31 protein-coding genes, 1 tRNA gene and 1 pseudogene are annotated in these 23,918 nt (G+C 63.4%); 24 read left to right on the forward strand and 9 right to left on the reverse strand.

What is annotated here, in order from left to right; all coding sequences use genetic code 11:
* The first annotated feature begins 132 nt into the window (after window positions 1–132).
* Both E5CHR_RS02995 and ubiA read left to right on the forward strand, forming a co-directional pair.
* Complete coding sequence (locus E5CHR_RS02995) at window positions 133–726, forward strand: Dps family protein (protein ID WP_162578312.1); 594 nt, start codon at window positions 133–135, stop codon at window positions 724–726.
* 81 nt (window positions 727–807) lie between these two features.
* Complete coding sequence (gene ubiA, locus E5CHR_RS03000) at window positions 808–1,689, forward strand: 4-hydroxybenzoate octaprenyltransferase (RefSeq protein ID WP_162583537.1); 882 nt, start codon at window positions 808–810, stop codon at window positions 1,687–1,689.
* A gap of 12 nt (window positions 1,690–1,701) precedes the next feature.
* On the opposite strand, the gene proC is transcribed toward ubiA, so the two are convergent.
* Window positions 1,702–2,559 (reverse strand): pyrroline-5-carboxylate reductase, encoded by an 858-nt coding sequence (proC, locus tag E5CHR_RS03005; RefSeq protein WP_162578313.1) that lies wholly within the window; start codon window positions 2,557–2,559, stop codon window positions 1,702–1,704.
* Window positions 2,560–2,992: 433 nt separating this feature from the next.
* Between proC and rplN the strand changes: the two genes are divergently transcribed.
* The 19 genes and pseudogenes from rplN to E5CHR_RS03100 all read left to right on the forward strand — a co-directional run bounded on the left by rplN (window position 2,993) and on the right by E5CHR_RS03100 (window position 11,977).
* Window positions 2,993–3,361 carry a 50S ribosomal protein L14 gene (gene rplN / locus E5CHR_RS03010; RefSeq protein ID WP_068674584.1) on the forward strand — a complete coding sequence of 123 codons (369 nt, stop codon included), beginning with the start codon at window positions 2,993–2,995 and terminating at the stop codon, window positions 3,359–3,361.
* Window positions 3,362–3,371: 10 nt separating this feature from the next.
* The gene (gene rplX / locus E5CHR_RS03015) at window positions 3,372–3,689 is read left to right on the forward strand and encodes a 50S ribosomal protein L24 (RefSeq protein WP_162578314.1); all 318 of its coding nucleotides are present in this window, start codon (window positions 3,372–3,374) and stop codon (window positions 3,687–3,689) included.
* 11 nt (window positions 3,690–3,700) lie between these two features.
* Entirely contained in the window at window positions 3,701–4,240 is a 540-nt protein-coding gene (gene rplE / locus E5CHR_RS03020; protein WP_162578315.1) for a 50S ribosomal protein L5, read from the forward strand.
* Between the two features lie 8 nt (window positions 4,241–4,248).
* A complete protein-coding gene (gene rpsN, locus E5CHR_RS03025) occupies window positions 4,249–4,554 on the forward strand; it encodes a 30S ribosomal protein S14 (RefSeq protein ID WP_106556362.1) in 306 nt (101 codons plus the stop codon).
* Window positions 4,555–4,574: 20 nt separating this feature from the next.
* Window positions 4,575–4,970, forward strand: coding sequence for a 30S ribosomal protein S8 (gene rpsH, locus E5CHR_RS03030; RefSeq protein WP_068674576.1), 396 nt, complete (start codon window positions 4,575–4,577; stop codon window positions 4,968–4,970).
* 25 nt (window positions 4,971–4,995) lie between these two features.
* A complete protein-coding gene (rplF, locus tag E5CHR_RS03035) occupies window positions 4,996–5,529 on the forward strand; it encodes a 50S ribosomal protein L6 (RefSeq protein WP_162578316.1) in 534 nt (177 codons plus the stop codon).
* A gap of 17 nt (window positions 5,530–5,546) precedes the next feature.
* Window positions 5,547–5,912, forward strand: a complete 366-nt coding sequence (rplR, locus tag E5CHR_RS03040; protein ID WP_162578317.1) for a 50S ribosomal protein L18 — start codon at window positions 5,547–5,549, stop codon at window positions 5,910–5,912.
* A gap of 18 nt (window positions 5,913–5,930) precedes the next feature.
* Complete coding sequence (rpsE, locus tag E5CHR_RS03045) at window positions 5,931–6,449, forward strand: 30S ribosomal protein S5 (RefSeq protein ID WP_068674573.1); 519 nt, start codon at window positions 5,931–5,933, stop codon at window positions 6,447–6,449.
* A gap of 13 nt (window positions 6,450–6,462) precedes the next feature.
* A complete protein-coding gene (rpmD, locus tag E5CHR_RS03050) occupies window positions 6,463–6,645 on the forward strand; it encodes a 50S ribosomal protein L30 (RefSeq protein ID WP_162578318.1) in 183 nt (60 codons plus the stop codon).
* A 24-nt stretch (window positions 6,646–6,669) separates the two neighbouring features.
* Window positions 6,670–7,101: a 50S ribosomal protein L15 gene (gene rplO / locus E5CHR_RS03055; RefSeq protein WP_162578319.1), complete on the forward strand. Its 432-nt coding sequence runs from the start codon at window positions 6,670–6,672 to the stop codon at window positions 7,099–7,101.
* 22 nt (window positions 7,102–7,123) lie between these two features.
* Complete coding sequence (secY, locus tag E5CHR_RS03060; protein ID WP_162578320.1) at window positions 7,124–8,434, forward strand: preprotein translocase subunit SecY; 1,311 nt, start codon at window positions 7,124–7,126, stop codon at window positions 8,432–8,434.
* 8 nt (window positions 8,435–8,442) lie between these two features.
* Window positions 8,443–8,568 (forward strand): annotated as a pseudogene (locus tag E5CHR_RS03065) (hypothetical protein); the annotation flags it as partial.
* 9 nt (window positions 8,569–8,577) lie between these two features.
* Window positions 8,578–8,691, forward strand: a complete 114-nt coding sequence (gene rpmJ / locus E5CHR_RS03070) for a 50S ribosomal protein L36 (RefSeq protein ID WP_038201958.1) — start codon at window positions 8,578–8,580, stop codon at window positions 8,689–8,691.
* Window positions 8,692–8,716: 25 nt separating this feature from the next.
* Entirely contained in the window at window positions 8,717–9,082 is a 366-nt protein-coding gene (gene rpsM / locus E5CHR_RS03075) for a 30S ribosomal protein S13 (protein WP_019653977.1), read from the forward strand.
* A 12-nt stretch (window positions 9,083–9,094) separates the two neighbouring features.
* A complete protein-coding gene (rpsK, locus tag E5CHR_RS03080) occupies window positions 9,095–9,499 on the forward strand; it encodes a 30S ribosomal protein S11 (RefSeq protein WP_009124825.1) in 405 nt (134 codons plus the stop codon).
* 134 nt (window positions 9,500–9,633) lie between these two features.
* Window positions 9,634–10,257 (forward strand): 30S ribosomal protein S4, encoded by a 624-nt coding sequence (gene rpsD / locus E5CHR_RS03085; RefSeq protein WP_162578322.1) that lies wholly within the window; start codon window positions 9,634–9,636, stop codon window positions 10,255–10,257.
* Between the two features lie 128 nt (window positions 10,258–10,385).
* The gene (locus E5CHR_RS03090; RefSeq protein ID WP_162572715.1) at window positions 10,386–11,375 is read left to right on the forward strand and encodes a DNA-directed RNA polymerase subunit alpha; all 990 of its coding nucleotides are present in this window, start codon (window positions 10,386–10,388) and stop codon (window positions 11,373–11,375) included.
* A gap of 105 nt (window positions 11,376–11,480) precedes the next feature.
* Window positions 11,481–11,882, forward strand: coding sequence for a 50S ribosomal protein L17 (gene rplQ, locus E5CHR_RS03095; RefSeq protein ID WP_162578323.1), 402 nt, complete (start codon window positions 11,481–11,483; stop codon window positions 11,880–11,882).
* Between the two features lie 18 nt (window positions 11,883–11,900).
* Window positions 11,901–11,977, forward strand: a tRNA-Met gene (locus tag E5CHR_RS03100).
* Between the two features lie 220 nt (window positions 11,978–12,197).
* Here the strand turns inward: E5CHR_RS03100 and E5CHR_RS03105 are convergent.
* The 6 genes from E5CHR_RS03105 to E5CHR_RS03130 are packed head-to-tail and all read right to left on the reverse strand — an operon-like array spanning window position 12,198 to window position 19,076.
* Window positions 12,198–12,593: a RidA family protein gene (locus E5CHR_RS03105; RefSeq protein WP_162578324.1), complete on the reverse strand. Its 396-nt coding sequence runs from the start codon at window positions 12,591–12,593 to the stop codon at window positions 12,198–12,200.
* Window positions 12,590–14,206, reverse strand: coding sequence for an AMP-binding protein (locus tag E5CHR_RS03110; protein WP_162578325.1), 1,617 nt, complete (start codon window positions 14,204–14,206; stop codon window positions 12,590–12,592). The genes E5CHR_RS03105 and E5CHR_RS03110 overlap by 4 nt, the downstream gene beginning before the upstream one ends.
* Window positions 14,203–15,399 (reverse strand): acyl-CoA dehydrogenase family protein, encoded by a 1,197-nt coding sequence (locus tag E5CHR_RS03115; RefSeq protein ID WP_162578326.1) that lies wholly within the window; start codon window positions 15,397–15,399, stop codon window positions 14,203–14,205. The genes E5CHR_RS03110 and E5CHR_RS03115 overlap by 4 nt, the downstream gene beginning before the upstream one ends.
* A 4-nt stretch (window positions 15,400–15,403) precedes the next feature.
* Window positions 15,404–16,258 (reverse strand): enoyl-CoA hydratase family protein, encoded by an 855-nt coding sequence (locus tag E5CHR_RS03120; RefSeq protein WP_162578327.1) that lies wholly within the window; start codon window positions 16,256–16,258, stop codon window positions 15,404–15,406.
* Complete coding sequence (locus E5CHR_RS03125; protein ID WP_162578328.1) at window positions 16,255–16,731, reverse strand: MarR family winged helix-turn-helix transcriptional regulator; 477 nt, start codon at window positions 16,729–16,731, stop codon at window positions 16,255–16,257. The genes E5CHR_RS03120 and E5CHR_RS03125 overlap by 4 nt, the downstream gene beginning before the upstream one ends.
* A gap of 2 nt (window positions 16,732–16,733) precedes the next feature.
* On the reverse strand, window positions 16,734–19,076 hold the full coding sequence (locus E5CHR_RS03130; RefSeq protein ID WP_232061933.1) for a bifunctional salicylyl-CoA 5-hydroxylase/oxidoreductase: 2,343 nt from the start codon (window positions 19,074–19,076) through the stop codon (window positions 16,734–16,736).
* 145 nt (window positions 19,077–19,221) lie between these two features.
* Between E5CHR_RS03130 and E5CHR_RS03135 the strand changes: the two genes are divergently transcribed.
* Window positions 19,222–20,484 carry an SAM-dependent methyltransferase gene (locus tag E5CHR_RS03135; protein WP_162578330.1) on the forward strand — a complete coding sequence of 421 codons (1,263 nt, stop codon included), beginning with the start codon at window positions 19,222–19,224 and terminating at the stop codon, window positions 20,482–20,484.
* A 12-nt stretch (window positions 20,485–20,496) separates the two neighbouring features.
* On the forward strand, window positions 20,497–20,820 hold the full coding sequence (locus tag E5CHR_RS03140) for a DUF1840 domain-containing protein (protein WP_162578331.1): 324 nt from the start codon (window positions 20,497–20,499) through the stop codon (window positions 20,818–20,820).
* A 179-nt stretch (window positions 20,821–20,999) separates the two neighbouring features.
* Here E5CHR_RS03140 and E5CHR_RS03145 read toward each other — a convergent pair whose 3' ends face one another.
* Together E5CHR_RS03145 and E5CHR_RS03150 are read right to left on the reverse strand one after the other, a co-directional pair.
* Window positions 21,000–22,028, reverse strand: coding sequence for a Bug family tripartite tricarboxylate transporter substrate binding protein (locus E5CHR_RS03145; protein WP_443083058.1), 1,029 nt, complete (start codon window positions 22,026–22,028; stop codon window positions 21,000–21,002).
* Window positions 22,029–22,083: 55 nt separating this feature from the next.
* Window positions 22,084–23,019 (reverse strand): LysR family transcriptional regulator, encoded by a 936-nt coding sequence (locus tag E5CHR_RS03150; protein WP_162578333.1) that lies wholly within the window; start codon window positions 23,017–23,019, stop codon window positions 22,084–22,086.
* A gap of 115 nt (window positions 23,020–23,134) precedes the next feature.
* Here E5CHR_RS03150 and E5CHR_RS03155 point away from each other — a divergent pair, with 115 nt between their 5' ends.
* Window positions 23,135–23,896 carry an SDR family oxidoreductase gene (locus E5CHR_RS03155; RefSeq protein WP_162578334.1) on the forward strand — a complete coding sequence of 254 codons (762 nt, stop codon included), beginning with the start codon at window positions 23,135–23,137 and terminating at the stop codon, window positions 23,894–23,896.
* The last annotated feature ends 22 nt before the right edge of the window (window positions 23,897–23,918 follow it).

Consider the following 23,918-nt stretch of genomic DNA (forward strand, 5'->3'; position numbering starts at 1 on the left):
AAGTTGCGCCGTACCTGCGCTTTTTGAACCGCCTGCGACGCAATGGCTGCGATAGAGTGGGACTGTTGCGAAGCAGGCCCTTGGCTTCTAAAGTTTGCTTCAGTTCAACAACCTCCAGAAAGAACTTTTGCCATGGCCAAAGTCGACAAGAAGTCCAAGTCCGCTTTCGGCAACGCGCCGGCTGCTTCCGCCGGCAAGGTGCCCAACAAGGGTGGTGCGGTGGTGGCCCAGGAGTCCGGCGGCCGCAATGCGCCGATGATCAACATCGGCATCGACAGCGAAGACCGGGCCGCGATCGCCGAAGGTTTGAGCCGTGTGCTGGCGGACACCTACACGCTCTATCTCACGACCCACAACTTCCACTGGAACGTGACCGGGCCGCACTTCAACTCGCTGCATGCGATGTTCATGGAGCAGTACACCGAACTGTGGGGCTCGACCGACGTGATCGCCGAGCGCATTCGCGCGCTGGGACACTACGCCCCAGGCTCTTATGCCGAGTTCAGCAATATCGCGACGGTGCCCGATGTCCCCAAGGAACCGCCGAAGGCGATGGAAATGGTGCGCATCCTGATGAAAGGCCACGAGACGGTGTCCCGTATCGCGCGCGAGTTCATCCCGGTGGCCGAAGAGGCCGGCGACGACCCGACTGCCGACATGCTGACTGCGCGCTGCACCGTGCACGACCAGACGGCATGGATGCTGCGGTCGCTGCTCGAAGACTGAAACCTGCGGTTTGAACGGCGTCGCTTCCGCCGGGTGCGACGGGTGTGGCGCTCGTCCGGAGCCGTGCCGCAAAATCGCGGCATGTCCGCATCCCTCGTCACTGCCGGTCGCAGCCGTCTTTCGCTCTACCTGGACCTGATCCGCTGGAATAGGCCTGCAGGTTGGCTCCTGCTGCTGTGGCCTTCCCTCGCCGCCCTCTGGTTCGCGGCTGATGGATTTCCCGGCTGGCACCTGCTCGTCGTCTTTGTGCTCGGCACCATCTTGATGCGCAGCGCCGGCTGCTGCGTCAACGACGTTGCCGACCGCGATTTCGATCGGCACGTCAAGCGTACAGCGCAGCGGCCCGTCACCAGCGGTGCGTTGTCGGTCGTGGAGGCGCTGTCGCTGGGGGCCTTCCTCGCACTCGCCGCTTTCGCGCTGGTGCTCACGACCATCCGTGCGACGGTGCTGTGGTCCTTCGCGGCGCTGGGAGTCACGTTGGTTTATCCCTTCGCCAAGCGCTTCATGTCCATTCCGCAGGCGGTCCTGGGCATCGCCTTCAGTTTCGGCATTCCAATGGCTTTTGCGGCTGTGCAGTCCTCGGTGCCGGTTTTCGCCTGGTGGTTGCTGGTGGGTAATCTGTTTTGGGTCTTGGCCTACGACACCGAATACGCGATGGTCGACCGCGACGACGATCTCAAGATCGGGATGAAGACGTCAGCGATTACCTTCGGGCGCTTCGATGTGACCGCCGTCATGGCCAGCTACGCCATTTATCTCGGCATCTGGGCCGCCGCCGGCACGAGCCGTCAACTGGCTCCTGCTTTCCATGGCGCCATTGCCTTGGCGGCGGCGCAGGCGCTATGGCATTGGAAACTGATCCGCGGGCGTACGCGGGACGGTTGCTTCAAGGCTTTCCGGCTTAACCATTGGCTGGGCTTCACCGTGTTTGCCGGCGTCGTGAGCGGCTACCTGCTGCGCTGAAGCCGCGCGGGTCTAACCGCGGCCAAATTCCTCGGCCAATTCCGACGCGCGCTGGTGGGCAGCGCGAATTGCAGCCTTGAATTTCGCCTTGACGTCGGCGCTCTCGAGCGAGGTGATTGCGGCAAAGGTGGTTCCGCCCTTGGAGGTCACGCGCTCACGCAGCACGGCGGGCGGCTCGGTAGCGTCGTTCGCCAGGGTCGAGGCGCCAACGAAGGTGCCGACGGCCAGCCGGTGCGCTTGCTCGGGCGTGAGACCCAGTTCCACGCCTGCCTCCGTCATCGCCTCGATGAAATAGAACACGTAGGCGGGTCCCGAGCCGGATACCGCGGTGACCGCGTCCAGTGCGCTTTCGGCTTCCACCCACAGCAGCTCGCCGGTGGCTTCCAGCACTTGCTCGACCTGTTTGCGCCCGGCTGGCTCGACAGCCGTTCGCGCGAACAGGCCAGTCACGCCCTTTCCGACCAGCGCCGGCGTGTTCGGCATGGCGCGCACGACCTGCTCCGTGCCAAGCCAGCGCGCGATACTGTCGGAGGGGATGCCGGCGGCGACGCTGAGATGCAGCGCGTCCTTGGCCAGCCCTCTGACGGCAAGCGCGGCCTCTGCAAAACTCTGCGGCTTGACGGCCCAGACCAGCACCCCGCACCGCTCGAGCGCCGCGCCGGCCTGGGCGTGGGCTGCGATGCCGAAGTCGCGCCGCAGCCGCTCACGCGGCTCCAACGCCGGCTCGACCACTTCAAAGGTCGCCGCTGGCACCTGTCGTTTGATCAGCCCGCCAATGATGGCGCTAGCCATGTTGCCGCCGCCGATGAAGCCGATTGGAGGAAGAGGATTTCGCTCTTGACGGGGCAGGAAAGTGACGGCGATGTTCATGATCTATGGATTCGAAGGCGGTACGCAGCCAATCAGCAGCGGGTGGATTGCTCAGGACTGACCACCCTTGAGAGCAGTGGGCTGGTCGACTCGTGAGCGTCGGCTCGCGAGGAAAAGCGGCAGTCACGCCAAAGTCTAGACCTGATCGCGCACTGATCGAAGGCGGGTGCTCACGTTTTCGCCCGCAACCGGTCTGGCGACGCGCTTCTAACCGACGGGCGAGTTTGCCGCGCAACAGAGGCAATTGACACCCATGCACTCCCGTGCCACAATCGCGGGCTTCGCTTTTCAAAGGCGAAAAAACAGCGATAGAGCTTCTGCCCAGCGGAAGTGCACCGAAGTGGTTTCGATGCATGAACGACGGGCCCAAGACTGACTGCTAACCACTTCCGATGTTCGGGGTGGTGATCGGTACAAGTTGGGAATACACGAAATGATCCAAACTGAATCCCGGCTCGATGTGGCCGACAACACGGGCGCGAAATCCGTCCTGTGTATCAAGGTGCTCGGTGGCTCCAAGCGGCGTTATGCCAGCGTGGGCGACGTCATCAAGGTCAGCATCAAGGAAGCCGCTCCGCGTGGTCGCGTCAAAAAGGGCGAGATCTACAGCGCTGTGGTGGTTCGTACCGCCAAGGGCATCCGTCGCGCCGACGGTTCGCTCGTCAAGTTCGACGGCAATGCAGCCGTTCTGCTCAACGCCAAGCTGGAGCCCATCGGCACCCGCATCTTTGGACCGGTGACGCGCGAGCTGCGCACCGAGAAGTTCATGAAGATCGTGTCTTTGGCCCCCGAGGTTCTTTAAGGACAATGCCATGAACAAGATTCGCAAGGGCGACCAGGTCATCGTGCTGGCCGGGCGCGACAAGGGCAAGCGCGGCACGGTATCGCTGCGCAAGGATGACTCGCACCTGATCGTCGACGGTATCAATCTGGTCAAGAAGCACACCAAGCCGAACCCCCTCAAGGGTACGACCGGCGGCATCGTCGAAAAGGCCATGCCGATTCACCAATCCAACGTGGCGATCTTCAATGCCGCGACCGGCAAGGCCGATCGCGTGGGCATCAAGGTCACGGACGGCAAGCGCGTGCGCGTCTTCAAGTCCAGCGGCGAAGAAATCAAGGCCGCCTAAGGGGTACTCACATGGCACGTCTCCAACAACACTACCGCGAAAAAATCGCGAAGGACCTGGCTGAGAAGTTCGGCTACAAGTCGCCCATGCAGGTCCCGCGCCTGACCAAGATCACGCTCAATATGGGCGTGGGTGAGGCGGTTGCCGACAAGAAGGTGCTGGATAACGCGGTCGCCGACCTGACCAAGATCGCCGGCCAGAAGCCCGTGGTGACCAAGTCCAAGAAGGCCATCGCCGGTTTCAAGATCCGCGAGCAACAGCCCATTGGCTGCATGGTCACGCTGCGCGGCGTCCAGATGTATGAATTCCTGGATCGCTTCGTGACGGTGGCGCTGCCGCGGGTGCGCGACTTTCGTGGCATCTCCGGCCGTGCCTTCGACGGCCGCGGCAACTACAACATCGGCGTGAAAGAGCAGATCATTTTCCCCGAGATCGAGTACGACAAGGTCGACGCCCTGCGCGGTCTTAATATCAGCATCACGACCACGGCTAAGACCGACGAAGAAGCCAAGGCGCTGCTCGCGGGCTTCCGTTTTCCGTTCAAGAACTGAGGTGACTTGTGGCTAAAGTAGCTTTGATCGAGCGCGAGCTCAAGCGAGAAAAACTGGTCGCAAAGTACGCCGCCAAGCACGCGGAATTGAAGGCGATCGCCAACGATGCGAAGAAGAGCGACGAAGAGCGCGCAGCCGCCCGCTTGGCCCTGCAGAAGCTCCCGCGCAACGCCAACCCGACGCGCCAGCGCAACCGCTGCGAAATCACCGGCCGTCCCCGTGGCACCTTCCGTCAGTTCGGTCTGGCCCGCGCCAAGATCCGTGAACTGGCCTTCAACGGCGACATCCCTGGTGTCACCAAGGCCAGCTGGTAAGCCAGGCAGGAGCAAAGAACATGAGCATGAGTGATCCCATTGCCGACCTGCTGACGCGTATCCGCAACGCGCAGATGGTGGCGAAGCCCACCGTGTCGGTCCCGTCTTCGAAGGTGAAGGTCGCGATCGCACAGGTGCTGAAGGACGAGGGCTACATCGACGGTTTTCAGGTCAAGACCGAAGCCGGGAAGAGCGAACTCGAAATCGCGCTGAAGTACTACGCTGGCCGTCCGGTCATCGAACGCATCGAGCGAGTGAGCCGTCCCGGCCTGCGCGTCTACAAGGCCAGCGCTGCGATCCCGCAGGTGCAAAACGGCCTGGGTGTCGCCATCGTCACAACCCCCAAGGGCGTGATGACCGACCGCAAGGCCCGCGCCAGCGGCGTCGGTGGCGAAGTGCTGTGCTACGTCGCCTGACCGAGACATCGAGGAGAACACTGAAATGTCCCGAGTAGGAAAAATGCCGGTTGCCATCCCCGAAGGTGTGGATGTGGCGATCAAGGAAGACCAGATCAGCGTCAAGGGCAAGGGCGGCGCGCTCAGCCTGGCGCGCAATGCGCTGGTGAACATCGTCAACAAGGACGGCAAGCTGAGCTTCGAGCCCGCCAACGAATCGCGCGACGCGAATGCGATGAGCGGTACGGTGCGACAGCTGGTGAACAACATGGTGGTCGGTGTGACCAAGGGCTTTGAGAAGAAGCTGAATCTGGTCGGCGTGGGTTACAAGGCCCAGGCGCAAGGCGCCAAGCTGAACCTGCAGGTTGGCTATTCGCACCCCGTCGACAAGCTGATGCCCGAAGGCATCACCGTGGCAACGCCCACCCCGACCGAAGTCGTGATCAAGGGAGCCGACCGTCAGCGCGTCGGCCAAGTGGCCGCTGAGATCCGAGCTGTTCGTCCGCCCGAGCCGTACAAGGGCAAGGGCATTCGCTATTCGGACGAGAAGATCGTGATCAAAGAGACCAAGAAGAAATAAGGGGCAGCAAAAAAATGATGTTGACCAAAAAAGCACAGCGTCTTCGCCGCTCGCGCCAGACCCGCATCCGCATTGCAACCCAAGGCGTGGCGCGCCTGACGGTAAACCGCACCAATCTGCACATCTATGCTGCCGTCATCTCGGACGACGGTACCAAGGTGATCGCTTCCGCCTCGACGGCAGAAGCGGAAGTGCGCAGCTCGCTGGGTGCTTCCGGCAAGGGCGGCAACACCGCCGCAGCCACGATCATTGGCAAGCGCATTGCCGAAAAGGCAAAGGCCGCTGGTATCGAGAAGGTGGCCTTTGACCGCGCGGGGTTCGCCTACCACGGCCGCGTCAAGGCGCTGGCCGATGCGGCACGCGAAGCCGGCCTGCAGTTCTAATCGGACACGAGATTCAATATGGCAAAGATTCAGGCAAGAACGCAAAGCGAAGGCCCCGAAGACGGTTTGCGCGAGAAGATGATCGCGATCAATCGCGTCACCAAGGTGGTGAAGGGTGGTCGTATCCTCGGTTTTGCGGCACTGACTGTCGTCGGTGACGGAGACGGTCGCGTGGGCATGGGCAAGGGCAAGTCGAAGGAAGTGCCGGCCGCAGTTCAGAAGGCGATGGAAGAGGCTCGTCGCAATCTCGCGAAGATCTCGATCAAAAATGGCACGTTGCACCATCGTGTCACGGGCCATTGGGGTGCCGCCTCAGTGGTCATGATCCCGGCGCCGAAGGGAACTGGCATTATTGCCGGCGGTCCGATGCGTGCAGTGTTTGAAGTGATGGGTATTACGGACATCGTGGCCAAGAGCCATGGTTCGTCGAACCCCTACAACATGGTGCGTGCCACGTTGGACGGTTTGCGCAATTCGACGACGGCTTCGGAAGTTGCGGCCAAGCGTGGTCTGACCGTCGAGCAACTCTTCGCCTGAACGGAGCATCGACATGACAACGCAACAAACGCTCAAGGTGCAACTGGTCAAGAGTCCAATTGGCACCAAGCAATCACACCGCGACACCGTGCGCGGCCTCGGCCTGCGCAAGCTCAACAGCGTGAGTGAACTGCAGGACACGCCCGCGGTGCGCGGCATGATCAACAAGATCAGTTATCTGGTCAAAGTGCTCTAAACAGAGTCGCTGAGAGAGACGCATATGGAACTCAATGGCATCAAGCCCGCGGCGGGCGCCAAGCACGCCAAGCGCCGCGTCGGCCGAGGTATTGGCTCCGGCCTGGGTAAGACCGCTGGTCGTGGTCACAAGGGTCAGAAGTCCCGCGCGGGCGGATTCCACAAAGTGGGCTTCGAAGGCGGTCAGATGCCGCTGCAGCGCCGCCTGCCCAAGCGTGGATTCAAGTCGCAATCGCTTAAGTACAACGCTGAAGTTACGCTGACCGCGCTCGAGAAGTTGGGCCTAGCCGAAGTGGACCTGCTCGCGCTCAAACAAGCCGGCCTGGTGGGCCAGATTGCCAAGGTGGTGAAGGTCGTCAAGTCGGGCGTGCTGACCCAGGCCGTCAAGCTGACGGGTATCGGCGCAACCGCCGGTGCCAAGGCCGCGATTGAAGCGGTCGGCGGCAGCGTGGCCTGATCGCAAGCGAAAGAAGGTCATAGTGGCAACGAACGCGGCGACGCTCGCAAAGACAGGCAAGTTCGGCGACCTGCGTCGCCGGCTGGTTTTCTTGCTGCTCGCCCTCGTGGTCTACCGCGTCGGAGCGCACATTCCGGTGCCGGGGATCAATCCTGACCAACTGGCGCAGCTGTTCCAAGGCCAGCAAGGCGGCATCCTGAGCTTGTTTAACATGTTCTCGGGCGGCGCGCTATCGCGCTTCACCGTGTTCGCGCTGGGCATCATGCCGTATATCTCCGCGTCGATCATCATGCAGTTGATGACCTACGTGGTGCCGACGTTCGAGCAGCTGAAAAAGGAAGGCGAAAGCGGCCGACGCAAGATCACGCAGTACACCCGCTATGGGACGCTGGGTCTTGCGCTTTTCCAGTCTTTCAGCATCGCGGTAGCGCTGGAATCTTCGGCAGGTCTGGTGATATCGCCCGGCTTCGGCTTTCGCCTGACAGCGATGGTCAGCCTGACTGCAGGTTCGATGTTCCTGATGTGGCTTGGTGAGCAAATTACCGAACGAGGCTTGGGCAACGGGATTTCAATCCTGATCTTCGCGGGCATAGCCGCCGGCCTGCCGAGCGCGATCGGCGGCTTGCTTGAATTGGTTCGTACCGGCGCGATGAATGTGCTTGTCGCGTTGTTCATTGTTGCCGTGGTGATTCTGGTCACCTACTTCGTAGTGTTCGTCGAACGCGGCCAGCGCAAAATCCTGGTGAACTACGCGCGGCGGCAGGTGGGCAACAAGGTCTATGGCGGCCAGTCCTCGCATCTACCGTTGAAGCTAAACATGGCTGGTGTCATTCCGCCAATTTTCGCTTCCTCGATCATTTTGCTGCCCACAACGGTGGTGAGTTGGTTCAGCACCGGCGACAGCATGCGCTGGATCAAGGACATCGCTAGTGCGCTGACGCCGGGGCAACCGATCTACGTGCTGCTCTATGCGGCCGCAATCGTGTTCTTCTGCTTCTTCTACACGGCACTCGTATTCAACAGCCGAGAGACCGCCGACAACTTGAAGAAGAGCGGCGCATTCATACCGGGCATCCGGCCAGGTGATCAGACTGCGCGTTACATTGACAAGATCCTGGTTCGGCTGACACTCGCTGGTGCGGTGTACATCACCTTCGTCTGCCTGCTGCCGGAGTTCCTGATCCTTAAATACAACGTGCCGTTTTATTTTGGCGGCACCTCTCTGCTGATCATCGTGGTGGTCACCATGGATTTCATGGCCCAAGTCCAGAACTACATGATGTCGCAGCAGTATGAATCACTGTTAAAGAAGGCCAATTTCAAGACTTCGTAGCAGCGCTCGAGATGTGGATGCATTCCATCCGCATCCTTGCAGGTGACAAGGTCACCATTGAGTTGACGCCCTATGACTTGAGCCGGGCGCGCATTGTGTTTAGGGCGAAGTGTCGCTGGTTAACAGAGTTTTAGGAGAGTGAAATGAGAGTTTCGGCTTCGGTCAAGACCATTTGCCGCAATTGCAAGATCATCCGCCGCAAAGGTGTTGTGCGCGTGATCTGCACTGACCCGCGCCACAAGCAGCGCCAGGGTTGAGCTAGACAGATTTAAGAGGACGCACATGGCACGTATTGCTGGCATCAACATTCCGCCGCACAAGCACGCTGAAATCGGCCTGACCGCCATCTTCGGCATCGGTCGCACCCGCGCTCGCAAGATCTGCGAAGCGAGCGGCATCGAGTATTCGAAGAAGATCAAGGATCTGACTGACGCCGATCTCGAGAAGATCCGCGATCAGATCGCGCTCTTCACCATCGAAGGTGACCTGCGCCGCGAAACGACGATGAACATCAAGCGCTTGATGGACATCGGTTGCTACCGCGGCTTTCGTCACCGTCGCGGCTTGCCGATGCGCGGCCAGCGCACGCGCACCAATGCCCGCACCCGGAAGGGTCCGCGCAAGGCCGCGCAGTCCCTGAAGAAGTAAGGATAGACAAGCATGGCTAAAGCTCCTGCCAACAACGCCGCACAGCGCGTTCGCAAGAAGGTCCGCAAAAACGTAGCGGATGGCATCGCGCATGTGCACGCGTCGTTCAACAACACAATCATTACGATTACCGATCGCCAGGGCAACGCACTGTCGTGGGCGTCGTCGGGTGGTCAAGGCTTCAAAGGGTCGCGGAAATCGACGCCCTTTGCCGCGCAGGTTGCTTCGGAAGTCGCCGGGCGCGCTGCGGTGGAACAGGGCATCAAGAACCTCGACGTCGAGATCAAGGGTCCCGGCCCGGGTCGCGAGTCTTCGGTGCGCGCGCTTGCCGCACTGGGCATCCGTATCAACTCGATTGCTGATGTAACGCCGGTTCCTCACAACGGTTGCCGTCCGCAAAAGCGCCGTCGCATCTGACGCGAGGCGTTCGGCGCAGCCAGCTCCCGGGCCGGCTGCTCGTTTGTTTTTGTTTTACACCAAGCCCACCGCCATCGGCACGCCGCTGATGGCTCCCGCAAATTTATGCGGCAGATGACCCAAAGGAAGATCAAGTGGCACGCTACCTCGGCCCCAAGGCCAAACTCTCCCGCCGCGAAGGCACCGACCTGTTCCTGAAAAGCGCCCGTCGCTCCATCCAGGACAAGGCCAAGTTCGACTCCAAGCCCGGCCAGCATGGCCGCACATCAGGCCAGCGCACCTCCGACTTCGGTCTGCAGCTTCGGGAGAAGCAGAAGGTCAAGCGCATGTACGGCGTGCTTGAGAAGCAGTTTCGGCGTTACTTCGAAGAAGCCGATCGCCGCCGCGGCAACACTGGCGCCAACCTGCTGTTCCTGCTCGAGTCGCGACTGGACAACGTGGTCTATCGCATGGGCTTTGGCTCCACGCGCGCAGAGGCACGTCAGCTGGTCTCGCACAAGGCGATCACGGTGAACGGCCAGTCGGTCAACATCCCCTCGTACTTGGTCAAGACGGGGGACGTGATTGCGGTGCGCGACAAGTCGAAGAAGCAAAACCGCATCGTTGAGGCACTGCAGCTTGCCCAGCAGGTCGGCATTCCGGCCTGGGTCGAAGTGAACGTCGACAAGGCCGAAGGCACCTTCAAGAAGGTGCCCGATCGCGACGAATTCGGTGCCGACATCAACGAATCGCTGATCGTCGAGTTGTATTCGAGGTAGCAGGCGATAACGTGCCGCCTTTCAGCGGCCCGAATTTTTGATTCTTGTTCCCTGTCGCGGATAGCGCGGCCGGGCACTTCACCAGCCTTACCGGTGTAACGAGCCGGGGGTATTGAGAGGAAGTCTGCATGCAAACCACCCTGTTGAAACCCAAGACCATTCAGGTCGAGCAACTGGCCGCCAACAAGGCGAAGGTCACGCTCGAGCCCTTCGAGCGCGGCTACGGTCACACGCTCGGCAACGCGCTGCGCCGGGTACTGTTGTCTTCGATGGTGGGTTACTCCGCCACCGAGGTGACGATCGCCGGTGTGCTGCATGAGTACTCGTCGATCGATGGCGTGCAGGAAGACGTTGTCAACATCCTGCTGAACCTCAAGGGCGTGGTGTTCAAGCTCCACAACCGCGACGAGGTGACGTTGAGCCTGCGCAAGGACGGCGAAGGTGCTGTCACCGCCTCGGACATTCAGACGCCACATGACGTGGAGATCATCAACCCCGACCACGTGATCGCGCATCTGTCCCAGGGCGGCAAGCTCGACATGCAGATCAAGGTGGAGAAGGGCCGTGGCTATGTGCCCGGCACCATGCGCCGCTATGCGGACGAACCGACCAAGTCGATCGGCCGCATCGTGCTCGACGCCTCCTTTTCCCCGGTCAAGCGCGTGAGCTACACCGTCGAGAGCGCCCGCGTCGAGCAGCGCACCGACTTGGACAAGCTGCTGATCGAGATCGAGACCAATGGTGCGATCACTGCTGAAGACGCAGTTCGCGCCTCAGCGAAGATCTTGGTTGAGCAACTGGCAGTGTTCGCCCAACTGGAGGGTGGTGAACTCGCCGCATTCGATCAGCCCGCGCCGCGCAGTGCTCAGCAGTTCGATCCGATTCTGCTGCGCCCGGTCGACGAGCTTGAGTTGACGGTGCGATCGGCGAACTGTCTGAAGGCCGAAAACATCTACTACATCGGTGACCTGATCCAGCGTACCGAGAATGAGCTACTAAAAACCCCTAACCTGGGTCGCAAGTCGCTCAACGAAATCAAGGAAGTGCTCGCCTCCCGCGGGCTGACCTTGGGCATGAAGCTTGAGAGCTGGCCACCGGCCGGTCTGGACAAGCGATAAGCCACAAATGCGAGGTTGCCGCGCGCGGTGGACCTTGCTTTCTCCTCCGCGAAGCGCTTGCAGTACCTGATACGGCTGCGAGTCTTATAAAGAAAGGAACTCACCATGCGTCACGGACACGGACTCCGAAAACTCAACCGCACGAGCTCGCACCGCTTGGCGATGCTGCAGAACATGATGAACTCGCTGATCGAGCACGAGGTCATCAAAACCACGGTCCCGAAGGCCAAGGAACTGCGTCGCGTCATCGAGCCGATGATCACCTTGGCCAAGAAGCCGACAGTTGCCAACAAGCGCTTGGCATTCGATCGCCTGCGCGACCGCGACAGCGTGGTCAAGCTGTTCGGCGAGCTCGGGCCGCGCTATCAGGCTCGTCCCGGTGGCTACACACGCATCCTGAAGATGGGCTTCCGTGTAGGGGATAACGCCCCCATGGCCTTGGTTGAACTGGTCGACCGCCCTGAAATTGCCGATGCACCTGCTGACGAGCAAACCGGCGAAGAATAAGTTATAATTTTAGTCTGCCGCGCGATGGAGCAGCCTGGTAGCTCGTTGGGCTCATAACCCAAAGGTCGCAAGTTCAAATCTTGCTCGCGCAACCAAATTTTTACGGGAGTAGCTACTCGTAATTTGCAAAATGCCCACTTTTAAGTGGGCATTTTTGTTTTTGCAGAGGAGCCGACAGTATTCGCCGTCGGCAACCAGAACTGGACTACGCAGACGAGCGCGGCGGCTGAGCTAAGCGCCTAGGTCGCCAGAACTTCGTGGCGCACGCGCTGAGAACGACGCCGCTTGTTAGCTTGTTGATGCCGCAGTCCAGACTCAATCCGGAATAACGGCCGTGACTTCGATTTCTATCTTGGCCTTAGCTTCCACGAGCGCTGCGACTTGAACGCAGGTCATCGCCGGAAAGTTCCTCCCCATCGCGTCGCGATAGACCGGCCCCAATTCGGCCAAACGCCGGTTGTACTCGTCCCGATCGGTCACATACCAGGTCATCCGCACCATGTGCTCCGGGCCAGCGCCGCCAGCACGCAGGATCTCTGCGATGTTGCGCAACGCCTGGCCGGCCTGCTCGATGAAGTCGTCGGAGACGAATTGCTGCTGGGCATTCCAGCCTACCTGTCCGCCGACGAAGATCATCGTGCCACGCGCGGCGACGCCGTTCGCATAGCCCTTGGGAGGGGCCCAGCCGGGCGGTTGCAAAAGTTTGTTCATGGTGTCATCTGCCTCAGTTTGAATCGTTGGAGCTTTCCAGTTTCGGTGCGCGGCAATCCGCCAACGAACTCGATCTCCCGTGGGTATTTGAATGGCGCAATGGTCGCTTTGACGTGGTCCTGGAGCGCCTTGACCAGCGCCGCATCGCCGGCATGGCCGGGTTTGAGTACGCAGAAGGCCTTGACGATCATCCCGCGTTCCTCGTCGGGTTTGCCGATCACGCCGCATTCTGCGACGGCCGGGTGCTTGAGCAGCGCATCCTCGACCTCCGGCCCGCCCACGTTGTAGCCAGCCGTGATGATCATGTCGTCCGCGCGCGACTGGTAAAAAAAGTAGCCGTCCTCATCCTGCACGAAGGCGTCGCCCGGATAGTTCCAGCCCTTCTTTACGTAGTCGGTCTGACGCGGATCGTCGAGGTACCGGCAGCCGACGGGGCCGATCAGCGCCAGCTTGCCGACCATGCCGCGCGGCACCTCGTTTCCCTCATCATCGACCACCTTGGCAGTAAAGCCCGGCACCGCCTTGCCCACTGCACCGCGCCGGACCTGGTCCCCGGCTGCCGAGATGTAGATGTGGAACACCTCTGTGCCGCCGATGCCATCCAGCATCTCGATCCCCGTTGCCTCTTTCCACAGCTGGCGCGTCGCATCCGGAAGCGCCTCCCCGGCGCTCACGCTGATACGCAGCGACGGAATGCCCAAGGCTTTGGCAAAGGGTGCCATCTGCCGATAGAAGGTAGGCGCGGTGTAGCAGATCGTGGCGCCTGTGTCGCGGATGGTCTTGACCATGCCCTCCGGCGTGTACGGGCCGTCGTTGAAATAGACCGAGGCGCCTGCCCACATCGGGAAGACCAACAGCCCGCCGAGCCCGAAGGTGAAGGCCAGGGGCGGCGACCCCAGCACGATGTCTTCGCTGCACGCCCGCAGCACGTGACGCGGCCAGGTCTCACACATCGCGAGCACGTCGCGGTGCGTGGTCACAGGCGCCTTCGGCTTGCCTGTCGTCCCTGAAGTGAAAGCCAGCAACGCGATGTCGTCGGCGGCTGTGGGACAGGCCTCGAACACTCCGTTCTTGGCGGCTGCGCGCATCTCCAGCGAGCCCTGCATCTCGGGGTGATTGAAGGGGATCACCGTTTCGAGTACGGGATGGGCCTGCTGCGCGGCCTGGATCTCAGCCAGCAAGCGGCCGTCACACAGGGCTACGGTGGGCCGCGCTTTCTCGATGATGTCACCCAGTTCCTTGGCACGCAGCAACGGCATGGTGGCGACCGCGATCAAGCCCGCCTTCACGACAGCCAGCCAGCACAGTGCCATCGCAATCGAATTGCCGCCGCGCAGCAGCACGCGGTTGCCGGGCACCAGGCCGAGGTCTTCCACCAGCACCTGCGCAATGCGATTCACCTCCGTGGCGGCCCCTGCATAGCTCAGCGTGCAGCCCTGCGAGCGCAGCATCGGCCGGTGGGCCCATGGCTTTGAAGCGGCCTTGTCCAGCAGTTCCTCGACCAAATTCAATTGATCGGGCAGCTGCAACTCCGGCAGGTCGTAGCGAAACATGGGCAACTGCTCCGCCGGCGGCAGCCGGTCGTGAACGAAGCGATCGACTTGTGCGCTCACGACATGCTCCGCAACACGGCCTTGCCGATGATCAGCTGCTGGACCTCCGTCGCGCCTTCGTAGATCCGAAGGGAGCGTATGTCGCGGTACAGGCTCTCGACCTTGGTGCCCACCTTGACACCCAGCCCGCCGTGCATCTGAAGCGCCATGTCGATCACGCGGCTCGCGTTCTCGGTCGCGCACATCTTGGCCATCGCGGCAGCCGCCGTGATGTCGCCGGCCGGCGGTGCGCCGCGGCGCTCGCTGTCGTCGCGCATCCACGCCGCGCGGTAGGTCAGCAGCGCGGCGCCGTCGATCAGCGCGGCCATTTCCCCGAGCTTGGCCTGCGTGAGCTGGAAGTCCGCCAGCGTCTGTCCGAACATGCGGCGGCCGCTCGCATGCCGCACGGCTTCTGCCAGCGCGCGGCGCGCCATGCCGAGCGCCGCCCCGGCGACCGACGCACGGAAGATGTCGAGCGTGCGCATGGCGAGCTTGAAGCCGCCGTTCAGCTCGCCCAGCTGTGCCTCGCGCGGGACCGAACAGCCCTCGAAGCGCAGCGTGGCCAGCGGATGCGGCGCCATGACGTCGATATGCGCCGAGGTGTCGAGCCCCGGCGTGCTCGCGTCGACGACGAAAGCCGTGATGCCCCGCGAACCTGCCGATGGATCGGTCTTGGCGAACACGCAGTAAAAATCGGCGATGCCACCGTTACTGATCCATGTCTTCTGGCCATCGAGGCGCCAGCCCTGCGGTGTGGCAACCGCCTGCATCGCCATCGCACCTACATCCGAGCCGGCCTCGGGCTCGCTGAGGGCGAAGGCCGCGATCTTGTCGCCGCGCGCTACGGCGCCAAGGTAGTCGCGCTGCTGCGCGGCGCTGCCGGCCAGCGTGATCGCGCCGCTCCCCAGGCCTTGCATCGCGAAGGCGAAATCGGCCAGTGGGGAATGGAAGGCCAGCGTCTCGCGCAGCAGCACCAAGGCGCGCGAGTCCAGGCGCTCCAGCGCGCCGCCCGATGCGGCCGGCACGCAATAGCGCAGCCAGCCGCCCTCGCCGAGGCGTTTCACCCAGTCGCGGCAGGCGGCGCGGTCGTCGCGCTCGTCCACCGATTGCGCCGCCGCCCAAGGCAGCAGCTCGCGTGACAACGCGCGGTGCGCGTCGTCGAAAAAGGGCAGCGCCAGATGCGCTGTGGAGGGGGGCGTCGCGGATGCAGCCATCGCTTCAATCTCCGCCGAACGCCGGCTTGCGCTTGGCCGCGAAGGCCTCGAAGGCGCGCTTGAAGTCCTCGGTCTGCATGCAGATCGCCTGTGCCTGGGCTTCGGCCTCGATGGCTTGGTCGATGGTCATGGCCCATTCTTGGGACAGCATGGTCTTGGTCATCCCGTGCGCGAAACTCGGCCCTTCGGCCAGCTTGCGTGCCATGCCGGTAGCGGCGGACAGGAGCCCATCGCTTTCGTGCAATGCATTGAAAAAGCCCCAGGCCAAGCCCTCCTGCGCCGTCATTGCGCGGCCGGTGAACAGCAGCTCCGAGGCACGGCCCTGGCCGATCACCCGCGGCAGCAACGCGCAGGCGCCCATGTCGGCGCCGGCCAGCCCGACGCGTGTGAACAGGAAGGCTGTATTCGTGGATGGCGTGCCGTAGCGCAAGTCGCAGGCGAGCGCGATCATCGCGCCGGCGCCCGCACACACGCCATCGATGGCGCCCACGATCGGCTGCGGGCAGTGGCGCATCGCCTTCACCAGGTCGCCCGTCATGCGCGTGAACTCCAGCAGCTCCGGCATGCGCATCTTGGTCAGCGGACCGATGATTTCATGGACGTCTCCGCCCGAGCAGAAATTGCCGCCGGCGCCGGTCACCACGATCACTTTGACATCGGTGGCAAAGTTAAGGGCACGGAACAGGTCACGCAGCTCGGCATAGGAATCGAAGGTCAGCGGATTCTTGCGTTCCGGCCGGTTCAAGGTGATGGTGCCGACACCGGCCTCGAAAGCCCAGCTGAAGTGCTCCGCCCGATAGGCGGATTTGGGTTCGAATTGCGCATGCATGGGATTGCCTGCGCCGATGTAGTGCTTCATAGGGCCTCCGCCAGTTGCTGATGGGAATGCTGCTTGACCTTGCCGAGCAGCTTGTGCAGTTGCGCGATTTCCTTGGCATTGAGCGCCGCGAAAGCGTCCACGACCCACGCCTCGTGCTGCTGTGCCATGTCGTTGAAGAGCCGTCGGCCGCGCGCCGTGAGGCGCACGCGCCAGGCGCGGCGGTCCCCCTCCACATCCACGCGTTCGACCAGCCCCTCGGCCACCAGTTGGTCGGTGATGCCGGTGACGTTGCCGCCGGTGACCATCATCCGGCGCGACAGCTCGTTCATCTTGAGCCCGTCGGGTGCGCGTTCCAGCTGCGACATCAGGTCGAAGCGGGGGAGGGTGGTGCCGAACTGTTCGCGCAGCTCGTTGCGCACCTGTTTCTCGATCAGCTGCGTGCAGGTCAGGAGGCGGAGCCACAGCCGCAGCTCCTCGGGATGCTCGCTGTGGGCGCGTGCTTCGAGGTCCATGCCTAGTGCTCCTCCTCGGGATCGCGGGCCACCGCGCTCGCCGCCATTGCGGCCGCGAGCTGCTGCTGCTTGGCAATCTCGCGGTACATCTGGTCGCGGCCGCTCAGGTACTGCCGGGGCCACTCGATCTCACGGCTCTGCAGCCTGGCCGTCTCGTGCAGGGTCCAGGCCGGATCGGCCAGGTGCGGCCGTGCAATGGCGCAGAGGTCGGCCCGGCCCGCGGCGATGATGCTGTTGGCCTGGTCGGCATCGGTGATCGCGCCCACTGCGATGGTCGAGATGCCCACCTCGTTGCGGATGCGATCGGCAAAAGGCGTCTGGTACATGCGGCCGTACACCGGCTTGGCGGCGCGCGTCGTCTGGCCGGAGGAAACGTCGATGAAGTCGCAACCCGCTTCCTTGAACAGGCGTGCCACCACGACGGCATCCGCATCGGTATTGCCGCCCGGGGCCCAGTCATGCGCCGAGATGCGCACGCTCATCGGCTTGTCCTCGGGCCAGACTGCCCGGATGGCTCGAAACACTTCCAACGGATAGCGGCAGCGGTTCTCGAGGCTGCCGCCGTACTCGTCGGTGCGCAAATTGGTCAACGGACTGATGAAGGAGGCCAGCAGATAACCGTGCGCGCAGTGCAGCTCGAGCCAGTCGAAGCCGGCCGAGGCCGCGCGCCGCGCAGAGGCCACGAATTGCTCGCGCAGCTCATCCATCCGGGCCCGCGTCATCGCCGCCGGCAACTGGTTTTGCTCTCCATAAGCCACAGGGCTGGCGGCGATCAGCGGCCAATTGCCTTCCGGCAGCGGCTCGTCGATCGCTTCCCAGCCCAGCTGTGTGGAGCCTTTCGGTCCGCTGTGGCCCAGTTGCATCCCGATCTTCGCGCTGGTCTGTGAGTGGACGAAGTCGACGATGCGCTTGAAGGCGGCAGACTGCGCATCGTTGTAGAGCCCGGTACACCCGGGCGTGATGCGCCCTTCCGGCGTGGGGCTGGTCATCTCCACGAAAACGATGGCCGCGCCACCAAGCGCGCGTGCGCCGAGGTGCACGAGCAGAAAGTCCTGCGGCACACCATCGACCGCGCTGTAGGTCGCCATGGGCGAGACCATGATGCGGTTCTTGAGCGTCAGGCCGCGCGCCTTCAGTGGCATCAGCATGGGAGGCAGGGGCTTGCCCCCCGAGAGCCATTTCTCGTAGCCACCCAGCCATTGCGTGTCGCGCAGACGCAGGTTCTCATGGCTGATGCGCTGCGATCGCGTCAGCAACGAGTAGGCGAACTGCTCGATTTCCATGCCCGTGTAGCGCTTCACGTTCTCGAACCATTCGGTCGAGTTGCGCGCCGCGTTCTGGATCTTCAGCACCTCGACGCTGCGCCGCGCCTCGTAGGCCTCGAGCACCGCATCGACCTCGCCCCCGCGCTCGAATTCGTTGCACAAGTCGATCGCGTCCTCGAGCGCCAGCTTGGTGCCCGAGCCGATCGAGAAGTGGGCCGTGTGCGCCGCATCGCCCATCAGCACCACCGGCACGCTCTTGCCGTCGACGTCGATGCGGTGCGTCCAGTGCTTGCAGACGACGCGCGGAAAGCGAATCCAGTTGGCTGAGCCGCGCAGGTGGCTCGCGTTGCTGATCAGCGCGTGGCCACCCAGGTATTTGGCGAACATCTTCTCGCAGAACGCGATGGCCTCCGGCTGCTCCATCTGGTCCAGGCCGTGGGCCTTCCAGACCTCTTCGGGCGTTTCCACGATGAAGGTCGAGGTCTTGTCGTCGAACTGGTAGGCATGGGCCTGGAACCAGCCATGCTCCGTCTGTTCGAAGGCGAACGTGAAGGCGTCGAAGGTCTGGTGCGTCCCGAGCCAGACGAAGCGGCATTGGCGCAGGTCGACGTCGGGCTCGAAGACTTCGGCATAGCGCTGGCGGATGCGGCTGTTGAGGCCGTCGCTGGCAATCACCAGGTCGGCGTTGTATTGGGCGGCCAGCACCTGGTCGTCGGTCACGTCGGTCTCGAACACCAGCTTGACGCCCAAAGCCAGGCAACGCTCCTGCAGGATGTTGAGCAGCCGCTTGCGCCCGATGCCGCAGAAGCCGTGGCCGCCCGAGCGCACCTGGCGGCCCTTGAAGAAGACCTGGATGTCGTCCCAGTGGTGGAACTCGTTGCCGATGAGCGCGGCTGTCTGCGGATCGGCCGCGCGCAGGTTGTCCAGCGTCTGGTCGCTCAGCACCACGCCCCAGCCGAAGGTGTCGAAGGGGCGGTTGCGCTCGACGACCGTAACCTCCAGGTTCGGCTGCCTGGCCTTCATCAGGAGCGCGAAGTAGAGGCCCGCCGGCCCCCCGCCGATGCAAAGGATGCGCTGCATGTTGGGTGCTGAGCTATTCATGGATCAATAGTTTAGACCTAAACAATATGATGTCAACTCCAGGAAGGGCTTTCCCTGAGGGTCGGTTGACGAGTCAGCGCGCGCTGGCAAGAATCGCTCCATGCCCAGTCTGATGCCAAGCTCAATGCCAAGTTTGATGCCGAAGATCGAATCGCAGCTTTCCGACCTGCCGGTTCCACTGACTCTGCAGTTGCCCGATGGCCGCCAGGTGAGCCGGCCGGGATCACGCATCACGCTGGCGTTTTCGGACTGGTCGGCGCTCGCCAAGCTGGGCGCACGCCAGCTCGGCGGCATCGGGGAGGCCTACGTCGAAGGCAAGGTCCAGATCCAGGGCGCCATGCGCGACCTGGTCGACGTGACGGTCGGGCTGCTGCCGCGCAATCCGGTCGAGATGACGCATGGCTGGTGGAGCAAGTTGCAGCGGCATGCCCGCTCTCGCAGCGCGCATTCGCTGGGCAAGGACGCCCAGCAGATCGAATTCCACTACGACGTCTCCGACGACTTCTATGCGCTGTGGCTCGACGCGCGCCGGGTTTACTCATGCGCCTATTTCCGCGAGGCGGACATGACGCTGGCGCAGGCGCAGGAGGCCAAGCTCGACCATATCTGCCGCAAGCTCATGCTGCAGCCCGGCGACCGCTATCTCGACATCGGCTCGGGCTGGGGTGCGCTGCTGCTGTGGGCGGCCGAGCACTACGGCGTCGATGCGACCGGCATCACGTTGTCGAAGAACCAGCATGCCTATGTGACGCGCCTGATCGAGGAGAAGGGCCTGCAAGGCCGCGTGCGGGTCGAGCTGCGGGATTACCGCCTGCTGGAGGAGGGCAACCCCTTCGACAAGATTTCTTCGGTGGGGATGTTCGAGCATGTGGGCAGCGCCAACATGGCCACCTATTTCCGCAAGGTCCACGCCCTGCTCAAGCCCGGTGGGTTGGTGCTTAACCACGGCATCACTTCCGGCCAACTGGACTATGTGCAGCTGGGCGCCGGCCTGGGCGACTTCATCGAAAAGTACATCTTTCCGGGAGGCGAGTTGCTGCACGTCACCACCATCCTGCGCGAGACTGCCGCTGCAGGACTGGAGATGGTCGACACCGAGAACCTGCGGCCGCACTACGCGCGCACGCTATGGCATTGGTCCGACGCGCTCGAAGCGCGTTTCGACGAGGCGCGAGAGGTCCTGGTGCGCACCAGCGGCCCAGAAAAGGCAGAGCGCATCCTGCGCGCCTATCGCCTGTATCTTGCGGGCTCGGCGATGAGCTTCGAGCAGGGCTGGATTGCTCTGCACCAGATGCTGTCCACCCGGCCCGACGGCCATGTCAAGGCGGGGCCGCTGTTCGGCGCACAGTCGGCGTACCCTTTTGTTCGCAACTACATCTACAAGTAAAGCAAGGCACCCATGCTGTACCGATTCAAATCCCGCGCCAGCCCTCCCTTCGTGATGCTGGAGACGCATGCACGGCAGCTGTTCGACATCATCGGCAAGACGCCCGCGCCCAAGGGCGTCATCACGGGCGAGCAAATGCCCGCAGCCATTGCTGCGCTGGAATCCGCCATTGCGCGCGAAGGCCACAACACCCACAACCACGACGACTACGCCGTGGAAGGCCATGACAATGAGGCCGAGAAGCAGCACATCGGTCTGCACCAGCGCGCCGTGCCGCTGCTGCATATGTTGAAAGAGTCCCTGGCCGACGGCAAGGACGTGACCTGGGAGGTCTAGCTCGCCCCCAGGTTCACCAGCGGCCCGGCGAAGCCGGTTCCGCGGTGGGTTGTAGCTCGCCCCCAGGTTGGCTCACTTCGTGTAGCCGCCCACCCCCTACCGGGGGCGACACCAGCGGCCCGGCGAAGCCGGTTCCGCGGTGTCTCTCGAAGGGGCGGCGCTTCGCGCGCCGGGGGCGTTCAGTCGACTTTTGCGCCTGAGGCTTTCACGACCTTTGCCCACTTGGCGTGTTCGCTGTCGATCAGCTTGGCGAATTCGGCCGGGGTGTTGCCGCTCGGGATCGCGCCTTGGGCCGTCATCTTCTCCTTGATGGCCGCGGTGCCCAGCGACTTGGCGACCTCCTGCTGGATGCGATTCACGATCTCCGGAGGGGTGCCGGCCGGCGCCAGCAGGCCGAACCACGAGCTCGCCTCGTAGCCCTTGAGCGCCGGGCCGCCGGCTTCCTCGACCGTCGGTACGTCCGGCAGGGCCGGCGAGCGCTGCGCGCTGGTCACGGCGAGCGCCTTGAGCTTGCCGCCCTTGATCTGCTGCATCGAGGAGGGCAGGTTGTCGAACATCACGTCGGCATTGCCGCCCACGAGGTCCAGCAGCGCCGGGCCCGAGCCGCGATACGGGATGTGCGTCATGAAGCTGCCGGTCATCGTCTTGAAGAGCTCGCCGGCCAGGTGGATCGAGGTGCCGCTTCCGCTGGAAGCCATGTTGAGCTTGCCCGGGTTGGCCTTGGCGTACTTGATGAAATCCGCCACGTTGTTGATGTTGAGCGCCTTGGCCTTGTCGACATTCATTTCCATCACATTCGGCACCGCGGCCACCAACGTGATTGGCGCGAAGTCCTTGATCGGGTCGTACGGCAGCTTGGGGTAGAGCGCGCGGTTGATGCCGTGGGTGCCGACCGTGCCCATCAGCAGCGTGTAGCCGTCGTTGGGCGCCTTCGCAACGATGTCGGCACCGACGTTGCCGCCCGCGCCCGCGCGGTTGTCGACGATGAACTGCTGGCCGAATGCCTTGGACAATTCCGGCGCGACTGCGCGCGCCAGGATATCGGTGGTGCCGCCGGGCGCGAAGGGCACGACGATGCGAACCGGCTTGGTCGGCCAGGTACCTTGCGCCGCCGCAGGCCCCGAGGCGACTACTGCGGCAGCGGCGAGGGCCAGCGCGGCCCGGCGGGAAATGAATGCAGAGCTCATGCGGAATTCCTGTTGATGCATGACGCTGTGTTGTACAGGGGGCGCTTCACTTCCGCCGCAGGGAATTACCCCGTGTTCATGCGGCCGCTTGCGCCCCGTGCACACGCTGCGCAAAGCCCTGCGCCCGGAACTGCTCCACCACAAAGTCGACGAACACGCGCGTCTTCGCCGGAAGCAGCTTCTTGCTCGGGTAGTACAGGGACAAGGGCCCGGCGTCGTCATACCAGCCGGGCAGCAGGCGCAGCAGCGCGCCGCTCTGCAGCCCGGGCAGCGCAAAGGGCATCGGCACGAGCGCGACGCCCAACCCCCGCATCGCCGCGCTGCACATCGCCTCGGGGTCGCTGAAGATCAGCCGGGGTCGGACTTGCACCGCCACTTCGTCGCCCGCAATGTTGCGCAGCGTCCAGGGGCGGATGCGCCCCGTCGGCGATGAACGGCGCACGATGCTGTCTAAGGCGGCCAGCTCTGCCGGGTGCGACGGATGCGCCTTGCCGGCCAGGTAGTGCGGCGCCGCAACGGCGACCACATGGATGCGCGCCAGCTCGCGCGCGACCAGCCCTGGCGTGAGCTCGATACCGCCGCCGATCGCCGCGTCGAAGCCTTCGCCGATCAAGTCCACCTGCCGGTTGTCGAAGTGCCAGTCGGGCAGCACGGCCGGGTAGCGTGCCAGGAACTCCCCGAGCAGCGGCACCACGTACTCGCGCCCGAAGGCCTGTCCCATGCTGACCTTGAGGGTGCCGGTGGGCTGCCGGTCGGCCTCGGCTGCGCCGGCCACGGCGTCGGCCAGCGTCGCGAGCGCGCCGGCGACCTGGTGCAGCAGCCGCTCGCCGCCCTCGGTCAGGGTCAGCTTGCGGGTGCTGCGCTGGAACAGGCGCAGACCCAGGCTGGCTTCGAGCCTTGCGACGTTCTTGCTCACTGCCGCGGGCGTCAGGCCCAGCTGCCGGGCGGCGGCGGAGAAGCTGCCGGTCTCGGCGCTGCGGACGAAGGACTCGAGGTGGCTCAACGGTTGCACGCCCGAATTCTCAACCCAAAGTTGAAACTGATACGGCTTTCGAGGCGCTACCGAACCGGCAACCGGAGCCCGACACTGCAGTCATCGCAAACAACCACTCTTCCAGAGATCCACCATGTCCCAAGCCAATTCCCCCACGCCCATCCTCAGCGGCAAGGCCGCTTTCGTCACCGGCGGCTCGCGCGGCATCGGCGCCGCGATCGTGCGGCGTCTCGCCCAGGATGGCGCCGCCGTCGCCTTCAGCTACGCCAGCAACGATGCCGCGGCCAAGGATCTCGCCGCAAGCATCGAAGCCGCGGGCGGCCGCGCGATTGCGATGCGGGTCGACAGCGCCGATGCGGATGCGCTGCGCTCGGCGATCGATCAGGCCGCCCATGCATTCGGCCGGCTCGACATCCTGGTCAACAATGCGGGCGTTCTCAAGCTCGGTGCCGTCGATCAGGTCTCCCTGGAAGATTTCGACCTGACGTTGAACGTCAACGTCCGCGCCGTCTTCGTCGCCATTCAGGCGGCACTGCGCCACATGGGCGAAGGTGGCCGCATCATCAACATCGGCAGCACCAACGCCGAGCGCATGCCCTTTGCCGGCGGTGGTGTCTATGCCATGAGCAAATCTGCGCTGACAGGACTGGTGCAGGGTTTCGCGCGCGACCTGGGACCGCGCGGCATCACGATCAACAACGTGCAGCCCGGCCCCGTCGACACCGACATGAACCCGGCCGAAGGCCCGATGGCTTCCACCATGCACGGGTTCATGGCCATTCCCAGACATGGCCGCGGCACCGAGATCGCAGGCATGGTGGCTTACCTCGCCGGGCCCGAGGCCGGGTTCGTCACCGGCGCCGGCCTCAACATCGACGGCGGCTTTGCGGCCTGAGCGAAGCAGGCTGCTCCTGCGG

The organism is Variovorax sp. PBS-H4 (assembly GCF_901827205.1).
Classification (GTDB): Bacteria; Pseudomonadota; Gammaproteobacteria; order Burkholderiales; family Burkholderiaceae_C; genus Variovorax.

Excerpts from the sequence above, each read along its gene's own strand:
- E5CHR_RS02995 (WP_162578312.1), top strand. The coding sequence starts at position 133 with ATGGCCAAAGTCGACAAGAAGTCCAAGTCCGCTTTCGGCAACGCGCCG.
- ubiA (WP_162583537.1), top strand. The coding sequence starts at position 808 with ATGTCCGCATCCCTCGTCACTGCCGGTCGCAGCCGTCTTTCGCTCTAC.
- proC (WP_162578313.1), bottom strand. The coding sequence starts at position 2,559 with ATGAACATCGCCGTCACTTTCCTGCCCCGTCAAGAGCGAAATCCTCTT.
- rplN (WP_068674584.1), top strand. The coding sequence starts at position 2,993 with ATGATCCAAACTGAATCCCGGCTCGATGTGGCCGACAACACGGGCGCG.
- rplX (WP_162578314.1), top strand. The coding sequence starts at position 3,372 with ATGAACAAGATTCGCAAGGGCGACCAGGTCATCGTGCTGGCCGGGCGC.
- rplE (WP_162578315.1), top strand. The coding sequence starts at position 3,701 with ATGGCACGTCTCCAACAACACTACCGCGAAAAAATCGCGAAGGACCTG.
- rpsH (WP_068674576.1), top strand. The coding sequence starts at position 4,575 with ATGAGCATGAGTGATCCCATTGCCGACCTGCTGACGCGTATCCGCAAC.
- rplF (WP_162578316.1), top strand. The coding sequence starts at position 4,996 with ATGTCCCGAGTAGGAAAAATGCCGGTTGCCATCCCCGAAGGTGTGGAT.
- rplR (WP_162578317.1), top strand. The coding sequence starts at position 5,547 with ATGTTGACCAAAAAAGCACAGCGTCTTCGCCGCTCGCGCCAGACCCGC.
- rpsE (WP_068674573.1), top strand. The coding sequence starts at position 5,931 with ATGGCAAAGATTCAGGCAAGAACGCAAAGCGAAGGCCCCGAAGACGGT.
- rpmD (WP_162578318.1), top strand. The coding sequence starts at position 6,463 with ATGACAACGCAACAAACGCTCAAGGTGCAACTGGTCAAGAGTCCAATT.
- rplO (WP_162578319.1), top strand. The coding sequence starts at position 6,670 with ATGGAACTCAATGGCATCAAGCCCGCGGCGGGCGCCAAGCACGCCAAG.
- rpmJ (WP_038201958.1), top strand. The coding sequence starts at position 8,578 with ATGAGAGTTTCGGCTTCGGTCAAGACCATTTGCCGCAATTGCAAGATC.
- rpsM (WP_019653977.1), top strand. The coding sequence starts at position 8,717 with ATGGCACGTATTGCTGGCATCAACATTCCGCCGCACAAGCACGCTGAA.
- rpsK (WP_009124825.1), top strand. The coding sequence starts at position 9,095 with ATGGCTAAAGCTCCTGCCAACAACGCCGCACAGCGCGTTCGCAAGAAG.
- E5CHR_RS03090 (WP_162572715.1), top strand. The coding sequence starts at position 10,386 with ATGCAAACCACCCTGTTGAAACCCAAGACCATTCAGGTCGAGCAACTG.
- rplQ (WP_162578323.1), top strand. The coding sequence starts at position 11,481 with ATGCGTCACGGACACGGACTCCGAAAACTCAACCGCACGAGCTCGCAC.
- E5CHR_RS03105 (WP_162578324.1), bottom strand. The coding sequence starts at position 12,593 with ATGAACAAACTTTTGCAACCGCCCGGCTGGGCCCCTCCCAAGGGCTAT.
- E5CHR_RS03115 (WP_162578326.1), bottom strand. The coding sequence starts at position 15,399 with ATGGCTGCATCCGCGACGCCCCCCTCCACAGCGCATCTGGCGCTGCCC.
- E5CHR_RS03120 (WP_162578327.1), bottom strand. The coding sequence starts at position 16,258 with ATGAAGCACTACATCGGCGCAGGCAATCCCATGCATGCGCAATTCGAA.
- E5CHR_RS03125 (WP_162578328.1), bottom strand. The coding sequence starts at position 16,731 with ATGGACCTCGAAGCACGCGCCCACAGCGAGCATCCCGAGGAGCTGCGG.
- E5CHR_RS03130 (WP_232061933.1), bottom strand. The coding sequence starts at position 19,076 with ATGCAGCGCATCCTTTGCATCGGCGGGGGGCCGGCGGGCCTCTACTTC.
- E5CHR_RS03135 (WP_162578330.1), top strand. The coding sequence starts at position 19,222 with ATGCCAAGTTTGATGCCGAAGATCGAATCGCAGCTTTCCGACCTGCCG.
- E5CHR_RS03140 (WP_162578331.1), top strand. The coding sequence starts at position 20,497 with ATGCTGTACCGATTCAAATCCCGCGCCAGCCCTCCCTTCGTGATGCTG.
- E5CHR_RS03145 (WP_443083058.1), bottom strand. The coding sequence starts at position 22,028 with ATGCATCAACAGGAATTCCGCATGAGCTCTGCATTCATTTCCCGCCGG.
- E5CHR_RS03155 (WP_162578334.1), top strand. The coding sequence starts at position 23,135 with ATGTCCCAAGCCAATTCCCCCACGCCCATCCTCAGCGGCAAGGCCGCT.